The sequence below is a fragment of the Methylosinus sp. C49 genome (assembly GCF_009936375.1).
GTDB lineage: Bacteria > Pseudomonadota > Alphaproteobacteria > Rhizobiales > Beijerinckiaceae > Methylosinus.
The window spans coordinates 1,172,839-1,189,770 of record NZ_AP022332.1 but is presented as its reverse complement, the minus strand read 5'-3'; the positions used below and the strand labels follow the sequence as shown (position 1 = coordinate 1,189,770).

At 63.5% G+C, this 16,932-nt stretch carries 22 protein-coding genes; 9 read left to right on the top strand and 13 right to left on the bottom strand.

Translation table 11 applies throughout. The features are described from left to right. Positions 1–4: 4 nt before the first annotated feature. From GYH34_RS05630 to nifB, 9 genes are all read right to left on the bottom strand, one after another. On the bottom strand, positions 5–268 hold the full coding sequence (locus GYH34_RS05630) for a hypothetical protein (RefSeq protein WP_018267913.1): 264 nt from the start codon (positions 266–268) through the stop codon (positions 5–7). Positions 269–271: 3 nt separating this feature from the next. Further along, the gene (gene nifT, locus GYH34_RS05625) at positions 272–484 is read right to left on the bottom strand and encodes a putative nitrogen fixation protein NifT (RefSeq protein ID WP_109027618.1); all 213 of its coding nucleotides are present in this window, start codon (positions 482–484) and stop codon (positions 272–274) included. 75 nt (positions 485–559) lie between these two features. Further along, positions 560–784, bottom strand: a complete 225-nt coding sequence (locus GYH34_RS05620; RefSeq protein ID WP_018267911.1) for a nitrogen fixation protein NifZ — start codon at positions 782–784, stop codon at positions 560–562. Continuing rightward, complete coding sequence (locus tag GYH34_RS05615) at positions 781–1,077, bottom strand: nitrogen fixation protein NifZ (RefSeq protein ID WP_018267910.1); 297 nt, start codon at positions 1,075–1,077, stop codon at positions 781–783. Before GYH34_RS05615 ends, GYH34_RS05620 begins: the two co-directional genes overlap by 4 nt. Then, the gene (locus GYH34_RS05610; RefSeq protein WP_018267909.1) at positions 1,074–1,883 is read right to left on the bottom strand and encodes a 4Fe4S-binding leucine-rich repeat protein; all 810 of its coding nucleotides are present in this window, start codon (positions 1,881–1,883) and stop codon (positions 1,074–1,076) included. The genes GYH34_RS05615 and GYH34_RS05610 overlap by 4 nt, the downstream gene beginning before the upstream one ends. Beyond that, the gene (locus GYH34_RS05605) at positions 1,873–2,415 is read right to left on the bottom strand and encodes a hypothetical protein (RefSeq protein WP_036292554.1); all 543 of its coding nucleotides are present in this window, start codon (positions 2,413–2,415) and stop codon (positions 1,873–1,875) included. The genes GYH34_RS05610 and GYH34_RS05605 overlap by 11 nt, the downstream gene beginning before the upstream one ends. Before the next feature lie 17 nt (positions 2,416–2,432). Further along, positions 2,433–2,786, bottom strand: a complete 354-nt coding sequence (locus GYH34_RS05600) for an iron-sulfur cluster assembly accessory protein (RefSeq protein WP_018267907.1) — start codon at positions 2,784–2,786, stop codon at positions 2,433–2,435. Beyond that, complete coding sequence (locus GYH34_RS05595; protein WP_109027643.1) at positions 2,783–3,043, bottom strand: 4Fe-4S binding protein; 261 nt, start codon at positions 3,041–3,043, stop codon at positions 2,783–2,785. Before GYH34_RS05595 ends, GYH34_RS05600 begins: the two co-directional genes overlap by 4 nt. A 121-nt stretch (positions 3,044–3,164) precedes the next feature. Continuing rightward, positions 3,165–4,724, bottom strand: coding sequence for a nitrogenase cofactor biosynthesis protein NifB (gene nifB, locus GYH34_RS05590; RefSeq protein ID WP_161912726.1), 1,560 nt, complete (start codon positions 4,722–4,724; stop codon positions 3,165–3,167). A 409-nt stretch (positions 4,725–5,133) separates the two neighbouring features. Between nifB and GYH34_RS05585 the strand changes: the two genes are divergently transcribed. The 3 genes from GYH34_RS05585 to GYH34_RS05575 all read left to right on the top strand — a co-directional run bounded on the left by GYH34_RS05585 (position 5,134) and on the right by GYH34_RS05575 (position 8,298). Next, positions 5,134–5,613, top strand: a complete 480-nt coding sequence (locus tag GYH34_RS05585) for a hypothetical protein (protein ID WP_161912725.1) — start codon at positions 5,134–5,136, stop codon at positions 5,611–5,613. A gap of 137 nt (positions 5,614–5,750) precedes the next feature. Further along, positions 5,751–7,514 (top strand): nif-specific transcriptional activator NifA, encoded by a 1,764-nt coding sequence (nifA, locus tag GYH34_RS05580; RefSeq protein WP_161912724.1) that lies wholly within the window; start codon positions 5,751–5,753, stop codon positions 7,512–7,514. Positions 7,515–7,539: 25 nt separating this feature from the next. Then, complete coding sequence (locus GYH34_RS05575; protein ID WP_256367040.1) at positions 7,540–8,298, top strand: 4Fe4S-binding leucine-rich repeat protein; 759 nt, start codon at positions 7,540–7,542, stop codon at positions 8,296–8,298. Between the two features lie 170 nt (positions 8,299–8,468). Here GYH34_RS05575 and GYH34_RS05570 read toward each other — a convergent pair whose 3' ends face one another. Both GYH34_RS05570 and GYH34_RS05565 read right to left on the bottom strand, forming a co-directional pair. After that, on the bottom strand, positions 8,469–9,059 hold the full coding sequence (locus GYH34_RS05570; protein WP_161912723.1) for a hypothetical protein: 591 nt from the start codon (positions 9,057–9,059) through the stop codon (positions 8,469–8,471). Beyond that, a complete protein-coding gene (locus tag GYH34_RS05565) occupies positions 9,043–9,462 on the bottom strand; it encodes a group II truncated hemoglobin (protein WP_018267900.1) in 420 nt (139 codons plus the stop codon). Before GYH34_RS05565 ends, GYH34_RS05570 begins: the two co-directional genes overlap by 17 nt. Positions 9,463–9,788: 326 nt before the next feature. Here GYH34_RS05565 and groES point away from each other — a divergent pair, with 326 nt between their 5' ends. The 6 genes from groES (at position 9,789) to GYH34_RS05535 (ending at position 15,229) form a co-directional block, all read left to right on the top strand. Beyond that, complete coding sequence (gene groES, locus GYH34_RS05560; protein WP_018267899.1) at positions 9,789–10,076, top strand: co-chaperone GroES; 288 nt, start codon at positions 9,789–9,791, stop codon at positions 10,074–10,076. A gap of 47 nt (positions 10,077–10,123) precedes the next feature. Further along, positions 10,124–11,761 carry a chaperonin GroEL gene (groL, locus tag GYH34_RS05555; protein WP_161912722.1) on the top strand — a complete coding sequence of 546 codons (1,638 nt, stop codon included), beginning with the start codon at positions 10,124–10,126 and terminating at the stop codon, positions 11,759–11,761. 176 nt (positions 11,762–11,937) lie between these two features. After that, positions 11,938–12,078: an aa3-type cytochrome c oxidase subunit IV gene (locus tag GYH34_RS05550; protein ID WP_161912721.1), complete on the top strand. Its 141-nt coding sequence runs from the start codon at positions 11,938–11,940 to the stop codon at positions 12,076–12,078. Between the two features lie 124 nt (positions 12,079–12,202). After that, the gene (locus tag GYH34_RS05545) at positions 12,203–13,333 is read left to right on the top strand and encodes a Re/Si-specific NAD(P)(+) transhydrogenase subunit alpha (RefSeq protein WP_161912720.1); all 1,131 of its coding nucleotides are present in this window, start codon (positions 12,203–12,205) and stop codon (positions 13,331–13,333) included. Between the two features lie 45 nt (positions 13,334–13,378). Further along, positions 13,379–13,828: an NAD(P) transhydrogenase subunit alpha gene (locus GYH34_RS05540; protein ID WP_161912719.1), complete on the top strand. Its 450-nt coding sequence runs from the start codon at positions 13,379–13,381 to the stop codon at positions 13,826–13,828. A 3-nt stretch (positions 13,829–13,831) separates the two neighbouring features. Further along, on the top strand, positions 13,832–15,229 hold the full coding sequence (locus tag GYH34_RS05535; protein WP_161912718.1) for an NAD(P)(+) transhydrogenase (Re/Si-specific) subunit beta: 1,398 nt from the start codon (positions 13,832–13,834) through the stop codon (positions 15,227–15,229). A 129-nt stretch (positions 15,230–15,358) separates the two neighbouring features. Here GYH34_RS05535 and holA read toward each other — a convergent pair whose 3' ends face one another. Together holA and lptE are read right to left on the bottom strand one after the other, a co-directional pair. Continuing rightward, positions 15,359–16,387: a DNA polymerase III subunit delta gene (holA, locus tag GYH34_RS05530; RefSeq protein WP_161912717.1), complete on the bottom strand. Its 1,029-nt coding sequence runs from the start codon at positions 16,385–16,387 to the stop codon at positions 15,359–15,361. A gap of 50 nt (positions 16,388–16,437) precedes the next feature. Then, positions 16,438–16,929: an LPS assembly lipoprotein LptE gene (gene lptE, locus GYH34_RS05525; protein ID WP_244635285.1), complete on the bottom strand. Its 492-nt coding sequence runs from the start codon at positions 16,927–16,929 to the stop codon at positions 16,438–16,440. Positions 16,930–16,932: the final 3 nt, after the last annotated feature.

Below are 16,932 nucleotides of genomic sequence, written 5' to 3'. Positions count from 1 at the left end.
TCGCTCACCTTTTCGGGGCAACCACCAAACCTGTGGCGATGGTCGGATCCGCTGTAATCTTGACGCAATGATCGCGGGCGTCGATCAGGAACAGATCGCAGTTCTCATAGGTGCGAAACGGCGTCTCGTCCTGAATATCCGCTTTGTCGCATCTCATCGCCGTGAGGCCCGGTGCGACTTGTCTCAGAGCGGAAACGGCCGCCTGATCGGCGGCCGCCGTCGCGAGCGTCGCGTCGATCGCCTCGAGTTGCTCGGTCGCGATCGGCATTTTTCAGTCTCCACTTATTTTCTTGGCTTCGACCGTGATCGGAAGCGACGTTTCCGCGGCCATCTCCGGCAGCTGAAGCACCCAACCATTCGCGAGGGTCACTGTGCCGCCCCACAATTGAGGGCTCTCCTGTTCGACGATCGGCTCTTCGAGATCCTTCTTCGGCACATAGGCCGAAAGAATGCCGTCGGAGCCTCTGCGGATCATGACTTTCACACTGCGCCTCGCTGTTAGGTTGACCCTTGTCGTTTAGCAATGTTCATACCGCGAGTCGTGTGAAAAATCAGCGCGTCAAACGGGCTCGATCTCCTCCTCGAAGCAGCCGATCACCGTCTTCTCGCCGAATTCGACGATATACACAGGCGTGTCACTCTCGACATGCTGGCCGATCTGCACGATCTCGCCGGGGTCGCCGGCCTTCACCAGCAGAGCATCGGGCTCATGCCCGGGATGAGAGCCGTCGTTGAAGAGATCGACGGTGGCTCGCACCCGCATGCCCCAGTCATATTTGATCATTGAGCCGCCTCTTGGGTCACGACCTCGACGGGCTCGAGCTCCTTTTTACGCATGCCGACCTTATAGCCGGTCTCCACGAACTCGACTCCGTAGATGTAGAATTGCTGCAAAAACGTGCCGATGCTCGAGACGTAGCCGATCTCGCCTTTTTTAACGAGAATCTCGCCGACGTCCTTGCCGGGGAAGGTTCCGTCGTTTCGCACCACCTTCTTCGACTTGACCTTCTCGCCGTAGTTGAAGGCCGGCGGATCGTTCAGCTCGACGGCGCCGTCGTCACGGTTGATGTTGCTCATATCCGTTCCTCGATGTGGCTGTGGTTGCGCTCCAAGACTTTCCGGCCGGACGGATCGGGCGTCTCGCCGAGCCGCGCTTCCGCGGTCTCGCGCACGATCGGATCCTCGTCGGAGAGAAGAAGTCGAATGTCCGTGAGGGCGGCGCGCTGCGCCACCTCGTAACGCACGCGCCAGTCCGGGTCGCCGATGAGATCGGGAAGCAGCGCGGCGTCGAGCCGTTGCGCGGCCTCGAAGCGGACTGTGGCGTCCGGGTCGGTCGTCATGCGTTTCAGCGCCTGCGGCGCAATGCGCTGAGCGACCACGCGCCGCACCTCGATCTCGTCGTCGTCGATCATCAGCACCAGCAGATCGGGCGATATTCGACGGGCGACGACCTGACGAACATAATAGTCGCGGTCCTCGATCATCGGCAGAAGATCGACGGGGTCGAGCCGATGCGCGACCCTGATCCTCACCTCGCGATGCGGATCATTGCGAAGCTTGAGAAGATAGCGGTCCGGCAGGCGCCGCGCCGCGCTCCAGCGCACGGTCTCTTCGGGATCGTCCAAAAGCGCCGGCAGCAGGAATATCTCGGCGGCTTTTGCGGCCCAGGCGCGCACCTCGAAATAGGGATGCGCGAGATAAAGTCGCGCCAGCTTCGGATTCCAATCGAAGAAGCGATCGATCCGACGCGCATAGCGGTCGAAAACGCAGGCGCGGAGCGGCTTGCAGCGGCCTTCGGCGAGAAGCTCGCCATGCGGACATTCGCCGCAATCGACAGGTGCGCCCCGCCAGTCGATGGCCTCGTCGATCTCGTCAGTCGACATCCTCGGCCTCCCGTTGCGCGAGCACGGTGAGCAGCAAGGTCGCGCCGACCTTGTCGGTCGGGTCGAGCTCGAGGAGCTTTTGCGCGGCCTCTCGTCCCTCCTCATGCTCGCCCATGCGCATCTGCAGATAGGCGTAGCCTTTGAGCACGAACATGAAGAAGCGCGGCAGCACGGCCTCATAATTGGCGAAGTCTGCGTCGCCTTTTCGCACGTCGCGCCAGTCGAGCGGCAACGAATTATCGATCGCCGCCCTTGTCAGGCACGTCTTTGCGATCTCGAGCGTGTCCTCGAGACGGTTCTTGTAGAAGTAGAACCGGTAGAGTCCGATCAGCACCGCCACATGGGTCGGAGCTGCGCGACGCGCCTCGAACAAATGCTGTTCTGCGACATCGCCGAGATGGTAGGAAAGCGCCGCTTCGCGGAGATGACGCTCGGCTTCCGCCGGCAATCCGGCGCCGAAGACAGGAGAAGAGAGAATCTCGTCTCCCGTGTCGAAGGCCTCATTGCGTAGAGCGCCATCTCCGTTCAACATGAAGCGTTCCTATCCACTCACGCCACGGGGAGCTCCGGCAGCTCGACGACGGTCTGTGTCGTCGAGGAGCACCCGCAGGCCTTCGCCTTGGGATCGATGAAGGAGAAGCCAGTGGAGGTGGCCGTCTCCTTGAAATCGATCGTCACGCCATCGAGCAGCAGGCGGCTCTGCGCCGGCAGAAACAGCTTGAAGCTCGGGAAGTCGAACGCCTGCTCGCCCTCACGCGGAGCCGGCTGAACCGAGAATTCCGCGCTCATGCCCGAGCAGCCGCCCGGGGAGACGTGGAGGCTCAGGCCAAAGCCCGGACCGCCGTCGAACATGACGAGGCGACGGATGAACTTCTCCGCGGCGGGAGTGAATTGAATGTTCATGCCGCGCCCCCGGCAGCCTGATAACGCGGCAGCGAAGTGTCGATGACGCAGGTGTCGTCGACCGGGCACACCGCGACGCACTGCGGCACATCGAAATAGCCGATGCACTCGGTGCACTTCTTGGGATTGATGACGAAGGTTCCGTTCTTCTCGGAGATCGCCACATTGGGGCATTCCGCCTCGCACGCCGAGCAGGACGTGCATTGCGAAGCAACGATCTTGTAGGTCATTTGCTTGCTCCTCCATCGAGCCGTCACTGAGCCGGAGAATCGTCGATTCTCACGAGCCCTAATTCTCCGCGCATCCGCGGTCTTGAGTGAAGCGCGGGCCGCTCGGCGGCTCGCGCTTCATTGGTGGCGAATGCCGATCGCTTCCGTATCAGGCCGTGATGAAGGCGCCCTGACGCAGAGTCGCGTCGCCGCGCTCCTTGTGCTCGATCTCGCCGCTCTTCACCTTGTCGAGATAGCGCTTGAAGTAGGTGATCGCCGACTGCTCGATGAACTCGAAGGCGAACTCATCGACCGGGTCGATGCCGGCCTTGACCAGATCGTTCTTCGGGCAACCGCCGATCTTGGCGACGAACACGGCCGTGCAATCGTTGATCGCGCGGATGATCGTGTCGAGGCTGTCCTCCTCGCCATAGCCGCCCTGGCAATACAGGTCGACACGACGATGACCGACGAACTTCGCGCCATTGGTGCTGAGCTCGTAGATCTGGAACTCCTTGGCGTGGCCAAAGTGCTCGTTGACGCGGCCAGAGCCCTTGGTCGCCACGGCGATCAGGATCTTGATGTCGACATTGTCCTCGCCGGCGAGCGTCGCCAACTCGGCGTTCTTGGCGGCAGCGACCTTCAGGCGCTCTTCCTCGACCTTCGTCTGATAAGCCTTGCGGCTCTCGAGATCATAGGTCACTTCCATGGCCATGATCTTGTCGGTCGTGAACTCTGCGCTGCGATCCTCGCCGAGCAGCCCGACCGCGTCGGCGCGGCACTGGCGGCAATGGCGCATCATGTTCATCTCGCCTTCACAGCTGTCCTGCAGCGCCTTCAGCTCTTGAGCCGTCGGGCCGCGCTGGCCGTTGAGGCCGAACACGGTGCCGTGCTCGGGGGAGGAGATCAGCGGCATGATGTTGTGCAGGAACGCCCCGCGCGACTTCACGGCCTTGTTCACCTCGACGAGATGCTTGTCGTTGATGCCCGGGATCATGACCGAGTTGACCTTGCACAGAATGCCGCGCTCGGTCAGCATCTCGAGGCCGCGCATCTGGTGCTGCGTCAGGATCTCGGCGGCCTCGCGGCCATAGATGCGCTTATGCTGCCAGTAGATCCAAGGATAGATCTGCGCGCCGACGTCCGGATCGACCATGTTGATGGTGATGGTGACGTGATCGACGTTGTATTTGGCGATCGTATCCACATGCTCCGGCAGAGCCAGACCATTCGTCGACAGGCAAAGCTTGATGTCGGGCGCGGTCGCGGCGATCAGTTCGAAGGTCTTGAAGGTCTTCTCCGGGTTGGCGAGCGGGTCGCCCGGGCCGGCGATGCCGAGAACCGTCATCTGCGGGATGGTCGACGCGACGGCCAGAACCTTTTTGGAGGCCTGCTCGGGCGTCAGCTTCTCGGAGACGACGCCGGGGCGCGACTCATTGGCGCAATCATATTTGCGATTGCAGTAGTTGCACTGGATGTTGCACGCCGGAGCGACGGCGACGTGCATGCGGGCGTAGTGGTGATGCGCCTCCTCGCTGTAGCAAGGATGGTTCTTGACCTTGTCCCAGATTTCCTGCGGCAGGTCGTTCTCGCCAGCCGCCGTGCCGCAGCTCGCCTTGCCGCTGCCGCCCGAGGTGCCGCAGCCCTTGTGCTCGGCAATCTTCTGCATCACGTCATCGATCGATTCAGCCCCGCCGACCTCGACGGTTTCAGTAGATAGAGATTCCATGTTCGGTTCCTCACGATTTGAAGAGTTTCAAACCCTTGCGGAACGCAGTCGCGACATATCCGTCTGCCATTGCACCGGCGCTGTCGCGGAAGCGGTGTCCGGGCACGAGGTTCGCAACAAGCATGCCATGCCGAGATGGAACCCTAAGGACCTGAAATTATGAGATAAGCGCCGTTTGTTTGGAACCTGTCCAAATGCCGACACATGTCGGAAAGCGGCGGAGGCAGCTGTCGCGAACGCGACACTTCGACGCAAAACCCGCGCAGGCCCAACAATTAGATTAGAGCGGCGATATCGCGCCCATCTGGGCGATTTCCCGCTCGGGCGCGGCGGCCGTGGGCGAGGTCCCGCTCGCCGCGCAGGCTCGCCCGCGACCCAAAGTGGCGCGCAGCTTGCTTGCGGGCGCGCCATGAACGACCTCACCCGTGAAACCGATCTCGTCGACTTCGGCGAGCTTTCGCCCGCCGTCAACGAGCTCTTGCAAAAAGGCGTCCTGGCCTATCGAAGCGATCGTGCGCTCGCGGACGAATTGTTTCGGGAGGCCCTGGAGCTGTCTCCCCATGAGCTGCCCGCCTACTACTGCCTTTACAAGATTCATACTTATATGGGGAATCTGGAGGTCGCCTGGACCGTGGCCAATCAGGGCTTGGCCGAGGCGACCCGGCAAGCAGGCTGGGCGCTCGACCCGCATAGCTGGCCGCTGAAAGAAACGGCGCCGGGCTCGGCCGAGCGCTTCGCATTGTACACTTTAAAGGCTTTGAGCTTCATTCAGCTGAAGCGTGGCAATAAGGCGGAAGCGATGGAAAACCTTGGGATCTTACAGGTTCTGGATCCGCCCGGCCATGTCGGCTGGACGGTGATCTACGAGCTTGCGCAAGGAGTTGCTTGAGTCCGTGCGCGGGCCGCCGGCGAGCGTCGCGTAGAATTGTCACGGCAACGGCATGTTAGTTGCTAAACATTCCAGGGTGAACTATCGATTCCCGCGGAACGTCAGGCACGTCGATGGGATACGAAGCTGGAAGCAGCATGAACACGGCTCAGGCTCGCGCGTTCGACCCGAGCGAATCTGCTCTCGTCGGAATCTACGAAATTTCGAAACTATTGGCCTCGCCCAACCGGCTCGAGAAGACGCTGGCGGGCGTGCTGGCGCTGCTGTCGAGCTTTCTCGACATGCGCCACGGCCTCATCGCTCTGCTCGACACGCATGGCGACCCGGAAGTGGTCGTCGGCTCGGGCTGGAGCGAGGGGAACGCCAAGAAATTCTTCGAGCATCTTCCCGAGCGGGCAGTCGGCCAGATCGTCGCGACCAAGATGCCGCTGGTGGTCGAAAATGTCGCCGCCTCGCCTCTGTTCGAAGGCACGGATCTCTCCGAATGGGGTCCGACCGACGGGCAGCCCTTCTCGCTGATCGGCGTGCCGATCAAGGAGGCGGATGCGGTGGTCGGCACTTTGACGGTTGATCGCGTCTACAGCGATCGGTCCTCGGTGCGCTTCGATCACGACGTTCGATTCCTGACAATGATCGCCAATCTGGTCGGCCAGACCTTGCGGCTGCACAAGCTGATCGCACGTGACCGCGAGCGGCTGATGCAGGAGAAGGCCCGGCTGGAGAAGGGCGATCGGCCGGCGGCGCATGCGGCGCATATAGAGGCGCGGCTGGACGGCATCAAAGGGATTGTCGGCGAGAGCCCGGCGGTGCGCGCGGTCGTCGACAAGATCCGCATCGTCGCCAAGGCGAAATCGACCGTGCTGCTGCGCGGCGAGTCGGGCACGGGCAAGGAACTGTTCGCGGCGGCGATCCACAATCTCTCGCCGCGGCAGAGCAAGCCTTTCGTCAAGCTCAATTGCGCTGCGCTGCCGGAGAGCGTGCTGGAATCCGAGCTGTTCGGCCATGAGCGCGGCGCCTTTACCGGCGCGGCGGCCCTGCGCAAGGGCCGTTTCGAGCTCGCGGATGGCGGCACTCTGTTCCTGGACGAGATCGGCGACATCACGCCCGCCTTCCAGGCCAAGCTGCTGCGCGTGCTGCAGGAGGGCGAGTTCGAGCGCGTCGGCGGCGCCCGCACGATGAAAGTGGATGTTCGCTTCGTCTGCGCCACCAATCGCAATCTCGAGGAAGCGGTGCAGAAGGGCGAGTTCCGCGCCGATCTCTATTACCGCATCAGCGTCGTTCCGATCTTCCTGCCGCCACTGCGCGACCGGAGAGGCGATCTGGCTCCGCTGGCCAATGAATTCCTGCGGCGCTTCAACAATGAGCAGAATGTCCATCTGAGCTTCTCCGAATCGGCGATGGAAGTGCTCAGCGAGTGCAACTTCCCCGGCAATATTCGCGAGCTCGAGAATTGCGTTTATCGGACGGCGACGTTGGCGCGCAACGATTCGATCGTGGACAAGGACTTCTCTTGCCGCAACGATGGCTGTCTCTCCTCCGTGCTGTGGAACGGCTCGCGCGAGTCGACGATCGGCGGATTGCACCCGCCGAGCTTCACGCCTCTGCCGATCGTCTCCAAGCCGCAGGCGCCGCCGCCTCCGGCGCGGCCACCGGTGGCGCGGCAGCCCGTCGTCGAGGAGCCGGTCGTTCCCGTCATCGCGGCGCAACCTGCGGCGGCCTGCCCAGGGGCAGAGAACTGTACCGTCATCGAGACGGATCATCGCTCCGATCGGGACAAGCTCATCGAGGCGATGGAACAGGCCGGATGGGTCAAAGCCAAAGCAGCCCGCCTGCTCGGCCTCACCCCTAGACAAATCGGCTATGCACTGCAAAAATATGACATCCCGGTAAAGAAGTTTTGATTCCTGGAAAGAAGACGGCTCGCCAATGGCCGCAGAACCAGAAAGAATAAGCGACGATCCGCTGGACTGGCGTGGTCGCCCCATACGCTGCAGGGAATGCTCCCATGTGGCGCTCAACCTCGAGGGGCTGTGCCGCAAGGGATCGGCCTGCGTGCGCGACCGCAGGGCGAAGCGTGTCGATCTCTTTTTCCGCGGACATCCGCATCTCGCGGATTCGTATCTGGATCACGTCTATTTCGAGGTGCGCGCCCGCGCGGCGCGCTACGCCTCGGTGCTGCGTCTGCCGCCGCTGCTCGACGATCCCGAGCCGGAGGTGCGGGCCACGGTCGCATCACGTCTGCCGGCGTCGCGCATCGCCCATCTCGCGCATGATCCTGAGCCGCGGGTGCGAATCGTCGCCGCCAATCGGCTCGAAGGCGCCGCACTGCTCGCCATGTATTCGGACCCGGATTATCTGGTCCGCATCCATGTCGTGCGACGCCTTTCGCCGGATTTGCTGACCATAGCCGTCCATGACGAGGATCCGGAGGTGCGCCGCTGGGTGGCGCGCCGCATTCCGGTGGAGCGGCTGCATCTTCTCGTGAAGGATCCCGAGCCTCTGGTGCGCCTCGTCGTCGCCGAGCGCCTGCCGGAGGATCGCCTCGTCGCCATGAGCAAGGACGAGGATTTACGCATCCGCTTCACCGTCGCCGAACGCTGCTCATCGGAGCTGCTGCCCTCTTTCCTCGATGACGAGGACGAGTTGGTCCGCGCCTGCGCGCAAGCGCGGCTGGAAGGAAATTGACCAGCACTGTCGATCAGCGAACCATTCAGGGCGCATTCTGACAATCATGTCTGAATGCGCGCATGCCATTTCTCGGCCGCGCTGGTCCGCGCGCCAGACATAAAAAAGCAATCCAGAGCCGGTGCGGCCCCTGGATTGCGTGGTCATGCTCGGAGCGGTGGATCGTCGCGTCAGACCGGACGATTCTCGTTGCGGTTGCGCACCGGACCCATGACTTCCAGGCCCTTCTCGAAGGTGATCTTCTCGAAAGTCTGGTCGAAGGCGATGCCCGCATTGGCGACTGCGTCGATCTTGCCGGCGGTCGTGGCTTTCTTGAGGTCGTTCTTCTCGATGTAGAACAGCTCGAGCAGCTCGTTATAGACCGTCGATTCGTCGATCGGCAGCACGTAGAAATTAATGCCATCGATCTCGACCTGATATTTGCTGAGCAGGTCGATGTTATTGGCGAAGATGAAATATTTGCCCTCCGGGCTGAGCAGCCCCTTCAGCACTTCGGCGATATTGCCGAGATGCTCGAAAGAGAGAACCCACTGCGCGAAGAAGTCGAAGGTGGGCTTGCCGGCCTGCGCCACGGCAATGACCTGATCGGAGCAGAGTTCCGGCGGCCGCGCCTCGTCGGCGAACTGTTGGGCGAATTTCAGGGCGAGCTTGCCGCGGAAGCCGAAGCGCCCGGGCTGTTCCGTCGGTCCCTTGTGAACCGGGCTGAGCAGCCGCTTCTGCTCTTCCAAAGTCGCAAACGCCGTTTCAGTGATGCTTGTCATGTTGATTATCCGGATCGTTACGTAGCCAATCCGCCAGTTTGGCGAAGTTCTGCTTCAGGGAGTCACGCAGTCTCACATCATCGACCACCTCATCGAGCGCGCCAGTCATGCAGGCCATCCACGCGTCGCGCTCGGCGGGTCCGATCGCGAAGCCCATGTGACGCATGCGCAGCCGGGGATGTCCCCGCTGTTCCGAATAGCTCTTGGGTCCGCCCAGCCATTCGGCCAGATAGAGCTTCAGAACCGCCTTGGTGGGGCCGAGATCGATCGCATGCATGGCGCGAATGCCCCGCGCCTGCGGCAGCTCGTCCATATTGCGGTAGAACGTCTCGACCAGACGGTCGATCGCCTCCTGGCCTCCGATGACGTCGAATGCGGTCTTTGTCGATTGCACGGCGTCCATTGTCATGCCTCGCGAGCTAGCAATTCATATGCCGAAGCATGGGCCTACCACATGGCGCGCGTCGGCGCGACGAGCCTGCGGGAAAGCGCGAAAGTCCCGCCCGATTTCGGCCGCCTCGTGAGAATAAAGAGGCAGGGCAAGGCGTAATTTTATGCATTGACGCAGCCGGCGCCCGAATTTCGGTAGAGTCCGCCCTTGACAGCCCCCGGGGCTGCTTCTTATGTCATCCCCAGCCTGCTGGCACTCGCCGCCCGTGAGTGCTAATAGGCATTTTATTCAATCTTTCGCCCGCGCGCTCCGGCCGGGCAGCAACGAAGGAAGACGAAATGGCGTTCCGTCCCCTCCACGACCGCGTCGTGGTCAAGCGCCTCGAAGGCGAAGACAAGACCAAAGGCGGCATCATCATTCCCGACACCGCGAAAGAGAAGCCCGCCGAGGGCAAGATCATCGCCGTCGGCCCGGGCGCCCGCGACGAGAGCGGCAAGCTCGTCGCTCTCGATGTGAAGGAAGGCGACCGCGTGCTGTTCGGCAAATGGTCCGGCACCGAGGTCAAGATCGACGGGGAAGATCTCCTCATCATGAAGGAAAGCGACATTCTGGGCGTGATCGCCTGAGCCGCTAGACCCTCGCACTTAATTCTCTTCAACGGAGCCGAACGAAAATGGCAGCCAAGGACATTCGTTTTTCCTCCGACGCGCGCGACCGTATCCTGCGCGGCGTCGAAATCCTCGCCAATGCGGTGAAGGTCACTCTCGGCCCCAAGGGCCGCAATGTCGTGATCGAGAAGAGCTTCGGCGCTCCCCGCATCACCAAGGACGGCGTCACCGTCGCCAAGGAGATCGAGCTCGCCGACAAGTTCGAGAATCTCGGCGCGCAGCTCGTTCGTGAGGTCGCTTCCAAGCAGAACGACACCGCCGGCGACGGCACCACGACGGCGACCGTGCTCGCCGCCGCCATTGCCAAGGAAGGCGCCAAGGCCGTCGCGGCGGGCCTCAACCCGCAGGATCTGAAGCGCGGCATCGACCTCGCGGTCGAGGCGGTCGTCGCCGATCTGAAGAAGAACTCCAAGAAGGTCACCTCCAACGACGAGATCGCCCAGGTCGGCACCATCTCGGCCAATGGCGACAGCTTCATCGGCCAGGAGATCGCCAAGGCGGTGCAGAAGGTCGGCAATGAGGGCGTGATCACGGTGGAAGAGGCCAAGAGCCTCGACTCCGAGACCGTCATCGTCGAGGGCCTGCAGTTCGATCGCGGCTATCTCTCCCCCTACTTCATCACCAACGCCGAGCGTCTCGTCGCGGAGCTCGAGGACCCCTACATCCTCATCCACGAAAAGAAGCTGTCGACGCTGCAGCCGCTGCTGCCGATCCTCGAGGCCGTTGTGCAGACCGGCAAGCCGCTGCTCATCATCGCCGAGGACGTCGAGGGCGAGGCTCTGGCCACGCTCGTCGTCAACAAGCTGCGCGGCGGCCTGAAGATCGCGGCCGTGAAGGCTCCGGGCTTCGGCGATCGTCGCAAGGCGCAGCTCGAGGACATCGCCATCCTCACCGGCGGCCAGGTCGTCTCCGAGGATCTCGGCATCAAGCTCGAGAACGTCACGCTTCCCTTGCTCGGCCGCGCCAAGCGCATCCGCATCGACAAGGAGAACACGACGATCATCGACGGCGCCGGCGAGAAGAAGGACATCGAGGCCCGCGTCCAGCAGATCAAGGCTCAGGTCGAGGAAGTCACCTCCGACTATGACCGCGAGAAGCTGCAGGAGCGTCTCGCCAAGCTCGCGGGCGGCGTCGCGGTGATCCGCGTCGGCGGCGCGACCGAGGTCGAGGTGAAGGAGAAGAAGGACCGCGTCGACGATGCGCTGAACGCCACCCGCGCCGCGGTGCAGGAAGGCATCTCGCCCGGCGGCGGCGTCGCCCTGCTGCGCGCCATCGCCGTTCTCGGCGACGTCAAGGTCGCCAACTCCGACCAGAAGACCGGCGTCGAGATCGTCCGCAAGGCGATCCAGGCTCCGGCCCGTCAGATCGTCGACAACGCCGGCGGCGACGGCGCGGTCGTGGTCGGCAAGCTGCTCGAGTCCAAGGACTACAGCTTCGGCTACGACTCCCAGTCCGGCGAGTATGGCGATCTGGTGAAGCTCGGCATCATCGACCCGACCAAGGTCGTCCGCACGGCTCTGCAGGACGCGGCTTCCGTCGCGGCGCTCATCGTCACCACCGAGGCGACGATCACCGAGCAGCCGAAGAAGGACGCCGGTCCGGCTCTGCCGCCTGGCGGCGGCATGGGCGGCATGGACTTCTGATCTCCGTCCGAGACAGGAAACGAAGAAGCCCCGGAGCAATCCGGGGCTTTTTTTGTCGAGCGCGGGGACAGAACCGCGACGATTGCGACATTGCAGGATCGAGCGCGCTCGTCTAGCATCACACCGCTTCGCCCCTCGATGGGCGAGCCGAAACGCAAGAGCGCGAGGGGAGAGGAATGGCCGACCATCATCACGAGGCTTCGTCAGACATTGCGGAGCATCTCGCCACCTATAACGGCTTTCTGACGCTGCTGAAGGTGGGAACGGCGGCCAGCGTCGTGACCCTGGCGCTGATGTATTTCTTCCTCGCGCGCTGACGCCCCGACGCGTCGATCGCCGACGCGCCGCTCCACGGGTTCCCTCTACAGTTTCTGACCGAATGCGAACCGCGCGGCCATCCGGCCACGCGAAACCGATTCTCCGCAAAATGGAGTTTCGTCAATGCGCATTGCTGTTCAAGCCGAGACTGACAAGACCGAGACGCGCGTCGCCGCAACGCCGGAAACCGTAAAGAAGCTCGAGAACCTCGGCGCGGAAGTCGTGGTCCAGTCGGGCGCCGGAACCCTATCCGGCTTCTCGGACGGCGATTACGCCGCCGCCGGCGCCGCGATAGCGCCGAGCGCCGCGGCCGCCTCCGACAACGCCGAGGTGGTGCTGCGCGTGCGCCGACCGGCGCCGGAAGAGCTCTCCGGCATAGCGCGCGGCGCTGCAATCGTCGCCATCGCCGATCCTTTCGGACATGAGAAGGAGCTCGCCGCCCTCGCCCAGACCGGCGCGACGCTCTTCGCCATGGAATTCATGCCGCGCATCACCCGCGCGCAGGTCATGGACGTTCTCTCCTCCCAGGCGAATATCGCCGGCTATCGCGCCGTCATCGACGCCGCGGCGGAATATAGCCGCGCCATTCCGATGATGATGACGGCGGCGGGCACGGTCCCGGCCGCCAAAATCTTCATCATGGGCGTCGGCGTCGCCGGCCTGCAGGCGATCGCCACGGCGCGCCGGCTCGGCGGCATCGTCTCGGCGACCGATGTGCGGCCCGCCACCAAGGAGCAGGTGGAATCGCTCGGCGCAAAATTCATCGCGGTCGAGAATGACGAATTCCGCCAAGCCGAGACTTCCGGCGGCTACGCCAAGGAAATGTCGCCGGAATACCAAGCCGCGCAGGCGGAGCTGGTCGCCGCGCATATCGCCAAGCAGGATATCATCGTCACCACGGCGCTGATCCCCGGCCGGCCGGCTCCGAGACTCATTTCGGCGACGGCGGCGCGATCGATGCGCGCGGGCTCGGTCATCATCGATCTCGCCGCCGAGCGCGGCGGCAATTGCGAGCTGACCAAGCCGGGCGAGACGATCGTCGACAATGGCGTGAAGATCATAGGCGCAGTCAATCTCGCCGGCCGCCTTCCGGCGACAGCCTCGAGCCTCTACGCAAAAAACCTGTTCGCCTTCGTCGAGACTCTTGTCTCCAAAGAGACGAAGACTCTGACCATCGATTGGAACGACGAATTGGTGAAGGCGACGGCCCTCACCCGCGACGGCGCCGTCATCGATTCGCGATTTGCGGCTTGATCGCGCCGGCCCCGCGAGGGCCGCGCGAAGAAAGGGCGTTGGCACATGGCATCCGACACGACTCAGCAAATGCTCGAAACGGCCCGCCGCGCAGCCGAGGCGACGCGCCAGCTCGCCGATCAGGCGCAAGCCTATTCCGATCAGCTGGCGCAAGTGGCGGCGGCGGCCTCCTCGCACGGCCTCACCGGCGGCGTCGATCCGGTCGTCTTCCGCCTCGCGATTTTCGCTCTGGCGGTTTTCGTCGGCTATTATGTCGTCTGGTCGGTGACGCCGGCGCTGCACACGCCGCTGATGTCCGTCACCAACGCCATCTCCTCGGTCATCGTCGTCGGCGCGCTGCTCGCGGTCGGTGTCGACCCAAAGGCCGACGCCAGCGGCGGCGCGTGGTGGGCGCAATGGTTCGGCTTCGTCGCGCTCGGCCTCGTCAGCGTGAATATTTTCGGCGGCTTCATGGTCACCGAACGTATGCTGTCGATGTACAAGAAGAAGGGCTGAGCCATGAGCGGCAATCTCGCGGTCCTTCTCTATCTCGCCGCCGGAATTTTGTTCATTCTGGCGCTGCGCGGCCTGTCCTCGCCGGCGACGTCGCGACAGGGCAATCTCTACGGCATGATCGGCATGGGCGTCGCCGTGGCGACGACGTTGCTGCTGCGCGCGCCGAGCTTCAGCGGAATTTTGTTCATGTTGTCGGGCGTCGCCATTGGCGGCGGAATCGGGGCGTGGCAGGCGCGCACCGTGCTGATGACGGAAATGCCGCAGCTCGTCGCCTTGTTCCATTCCTTCGTCGGCCTCGCCGCAGTTCTCGTAGCGGGCGCTGCGTTCAATGCGCCGCAGGCTTTCGGCATAGGCGCGCCCGGCCACATCGAAGGCGGAAGCCTCTTCGAAATGTCGCTCGGCGCGGCGATCGGCGCGATCACATTCTCCGGCTCGATCATCGCTTATATGAAGCTCGCCGAGAAGATGAGCGGCAAACCGATCCTGCTCGCCGAGCGCCACACGATCAATATTCTGCTCGGCCTCGCGCTTCTCGGCTTCATCGTCCTGTTCGCGACGACGGAGAGCGGCTTCTGGCTGTTTCTCATCATTCTCGTCTCGCTCGCGCTCGGCGTGACGCTCATCATTCCGATCGGCGGCGCCGATATGCCGGTCGTCGTGTCCATGCTCAACTCCTATTCGGGCTGGGCGGCGGCGGGCATAGGCTTCACGCTCGGCAATCTCGCGCTCATCATCACCGGCGCGCTGGTCGGCTCCTCGGGCGCGATCCTCTCCTACATAATGTGCAAGGGGATGAACCGCTCCTTCGTCTCGGTCATTCTCGGCGGCTTCGGCGGCGAGACCGCGGCGGCGGCGGGCGCGGTGGAGAAGCGCCCGGTCAAGCAGGGCTCGGCGGAGGACGCCGCTTACATCATGCAGAACGCCGGCAAGATCATCATCGTGCCGGGCTATGGCATGGCTGTGGCGCAGGCGCAGCACGCGCTGCGCGAGATGGCGGACCTTCTGAAAAAGGAAGGCGTCGAGGTGAAATACGCCATTCATCCGGTCGCCGGCCGCATGCCCGGCCATATGAATGTGCTGCTCGCCGAGGCCAATGTTCCTTACGACGAGGTCTTCGAGCTCGAGGACATAAATTCGGAGTTCGCCCAGGCCGACGTCGCCTTCGTCATCGGCGCCAATGACGTGACCAATCCTTCCGCCAAGACCGATCCGCAATCGCCGATCTATGGAATGCCGATCCTCGACGTCGAGAAGGCGAAGACGGTTCTGTTTTTGAAGCGCGGCATGGGCTCCGGCTATGCCGGCGTCGAGAATGAGCTGTTCTTCCGTCCCAACACGATGATGCTGTTCGGCGACGCGAAGAAGACTGTGGAGCAGATTGTCAAAGCGCTCGCGCATTGAGGCGGCCCCTCCCCAACCCTCCCCCGCTTCGCGGGAGAGGGAGCAGACGCCGCGCTTCAACGGCGTTTCGCGCAACGCCCGCCGCTTTCCCTCTCCCGCGCAAGCGGGGGAGCGTGCGGGAGGGGGCGCTCAGCGCCGCGCGGCCTGACTGGCTATGCGCAGCAGCGCGCGTCCCGCCTCCATCTCCGCCAAAGCGGCATTGGCGCGGGCGCGATGATTTGCGTCGCGCAAGGCCGGCAGCATCGCCGCCACTTTCGCCGCGGACCAGATGCGCAAATGCTGCTCGAGCTGCGGCCGCTGCGAGAAGCCGAAGCCGCTGCGCATCAAGATCGTGATGCCGAAATCCGGCCGCCCCTCGCGATCCACAGTGAGCCGCGCGCGATGCAGCGCCATGGCGTAACGCAGCGCGCCGTTCAATAGCTGCCCGGCGTCGCCGCCGCCGGCGACCGCTCTGTCGAAGGCTTCGCCCGCGGCGTCGGCCTGCCCCGAGAAAGCGTCCAGCACCAGGCGATCGGAGGCGATATTGGAGGCGTGCGCGACAATATCCTCGACATCGCCGGCCTCGATCGCGCGTGCGCCATGCTTATAGAGCATCAGCTTGGCGAGCTCGGAACGGCTCATGCGGCGATCCTCTCCGAGCGCCGCCTGCAACAGCAGCCGCGCTTCCGGCGTGACGGAAAAGCCCGCCTCGCGCAGGCTGTTGTCGATCAGCGCATGCAGATCCTGCTCATCGTCTGGATTGCATTCGACGGCGGCGGCGATCTTGGACGGCTCGATCAGCTTGCGCAGCGGCGCATCCCGCTTCAGCGCGCCGGCCGTGAGCACTATGGCGCAATCCACCGGCGGCGCGGCGAGCAATTGCTCGAGCGGCGAGAGAATGGATTTGCCGCCCGTCTCGACGATGATCGCGCGCCTGCCGCCGAACAGCGGAATCGTGTTGGCCTCGTCGAGCAGCGACAAAGGATCGGCGGCCACCGCGTCGCCGCTCATCTCCACGCATTGAAACGGATCATGCCGATCGTCGACGCGCTGCGCGACAATGGCGAGCGCGCGCTCGCGCACGAGGCCGGCGTCGGCGCCGTGGAGCAGGAACATGAAGATATTGGCCGGCGGCGCCTTCACGAAGCGCTCGGCGTCGCGGGTCTTGATGGCGGTCATGGGCGCTCGGGTAACGGCGAATAGCGAGCAGCTCTACTCGTTATTCGCTCTCATTTCGCCAAAGCCGTCGACACCCGCGTGCGGATCATATCGGAGATGACCTTGGCGTCGCGAATCTCGCCGTCGCGCGCGGCGCGCACATTGGCGAGACGATTGCTGAAACGATCATAGCTGGCGACGCCGAAAGCGACGCCTTTGGTGATGACCTGCTCATCGGCGATATTGATGAGCTTGTATTCGGCGTCGACGATCACCGTCGCCGATGTCGCGCGGCCTGTGACCGTATCGAGAATCGGCGTCTGCACGCGCTCCTTCAGCTCGACCATCAGCCGATAGCGCGGCGGCACGTCCGAGCCTGTGCCGTTCAGGGCGAAGATCAGCTCGTTGCGGACGTAATGGCCGATGCGGTCGGGGATAGGATCGACCGCGACCGCCTGCAGCTCCGCCGCCAGCGGCGCGTCGGTTCCGATGGGGCCATAGAGCGGCTGCACCGTGCAGGCCGAGAGCGCCAGAGCGGCGATGGCGACAAGGGCGTAGCTCACCCT

Coding starts and splice junctions, on each gene's coding strand:
- GYH34_RS05610 (WP_018267909.1), bottom strand. CDS start 1,883: ATGTCGACTGACGAGATCGACGAGGCCATCGACTGGCGGGGCGCACCT.
- GYH34_RS05540 (WP_161912719.1), top strand. CDS start 13,379: ATGGCATCCGACACGACTCAGCAAATGCTCGAAACGGCCCGCCGCGCA.
- nifB (WP_161912726.1), bottom strand. CDS start 4,724: ATGGAATCTCTATCTACTGAAACCGTCGAGGTCGGCGGGGCTGAATCG.
- GYH34_RS05550 (WP_161912721.1), top strand. CDS start 11,938: ATGGCCGACCATCATCACGAGGCTTCGTCAGACATTGCGGAGCATCTC.
- GYH34_RS05620 (WP_018267911.1), bottom strand. CDS start 784: ATGATCAAATATGACTGGGGCATGCGGGTGCGAGCCACCGTCGATCTC.
- GYH34_RS05600 (WP_018267907.1), bottom strand. CDS start 2,786: ATGAACATTCAATTCACTCCCGCCGCGGAGAAGTTCATCCGTCGCCTC.
- holA (WP_161912717.1), bottom strand. CDS start 16,387: ATGACCGCCATCAAGACCCGCGACGCCGAGCGCTTCGTGAAGGCGCCG.
- GYH34_RS05605 (WP_036292554.1), bottom strand. CDS start 2,415: ATGTTGAACGGAGATGGCGCTCTACGCAATGAGGCCTTCGACACGGGA.
- nifA (WP_161912724.1), top strand. CDS start 5,751: ATGAACACGGCTCAGGCTCGCGCGTTCGACCCGAGCGAATCTGCTCTC.
- GYH34_RS05585 (WP_161912725.1), top strand. CDS start 5,134: ATGAACGACCTCACCCGTGAAACCGATCTCGTCGACTTCGGCGAGCTT.
- GYH34_RS05630 (WP_018267913.1), bottom strand. CDS start 268: ATGCCGATCGCGACCGAGCAACTCGAGGCGATCGACGCGACGCTCGCG.
- groL (WP_161912722.1), top strand. CDS start 10,124: ATGGCAGCCAAGGACATTCGTTTTTCCTCCGACGCGCGCGACCGTATC.
- GYH34_RS05575 (WP_256367040.1), top strand. CDS start 7,540: ATGGCCGCAGAACCAGAAAGAATAAGCGACGATCCGCTGGACTGGCGT.
- GYH34_RS05535 (WP_161912718.1), top strand. CDS start 13,832: ATGAGCGGCAATCTCGCGGTCCTTCTCTATCTCGCCGCCGGAATTTTG.
- GYH34_RS05565 (WP_018267900.1), bottom strand. CDS start 9,462: ATGGACGCCGTGCAATCGACAAAGACCGCATTCGACGTCATCGGAGGC.
- GYH34_RS05615 (WP_018267910.1), bottom strand. CDS start 1,077: ATGAGCAACATCAACCGTGACGACGGCGCCGTCGAGCTGAACGATCCG.
- GYH34_RS05570 (WP_161912723.1), bottom strand. CDS start 9,059: ATGACAAGCATCACTGAAACGGCGTTTGCGACTTTGGAAGAGCAGAAG.
- GYH34_RS05545 (WP_161912720.1), top strand. CDS start 12,203: ATGCGCATTGCTGTTCAAGCCGAGACTGACAAGACCGAGACGCGCGTC.
- groES (WP_018267899.1), top strand. CDS start 9,789: ATGGCGTTCCGTCCCCTCCACGACCGCGTCGTGGTCAAGCGCCTCGAA.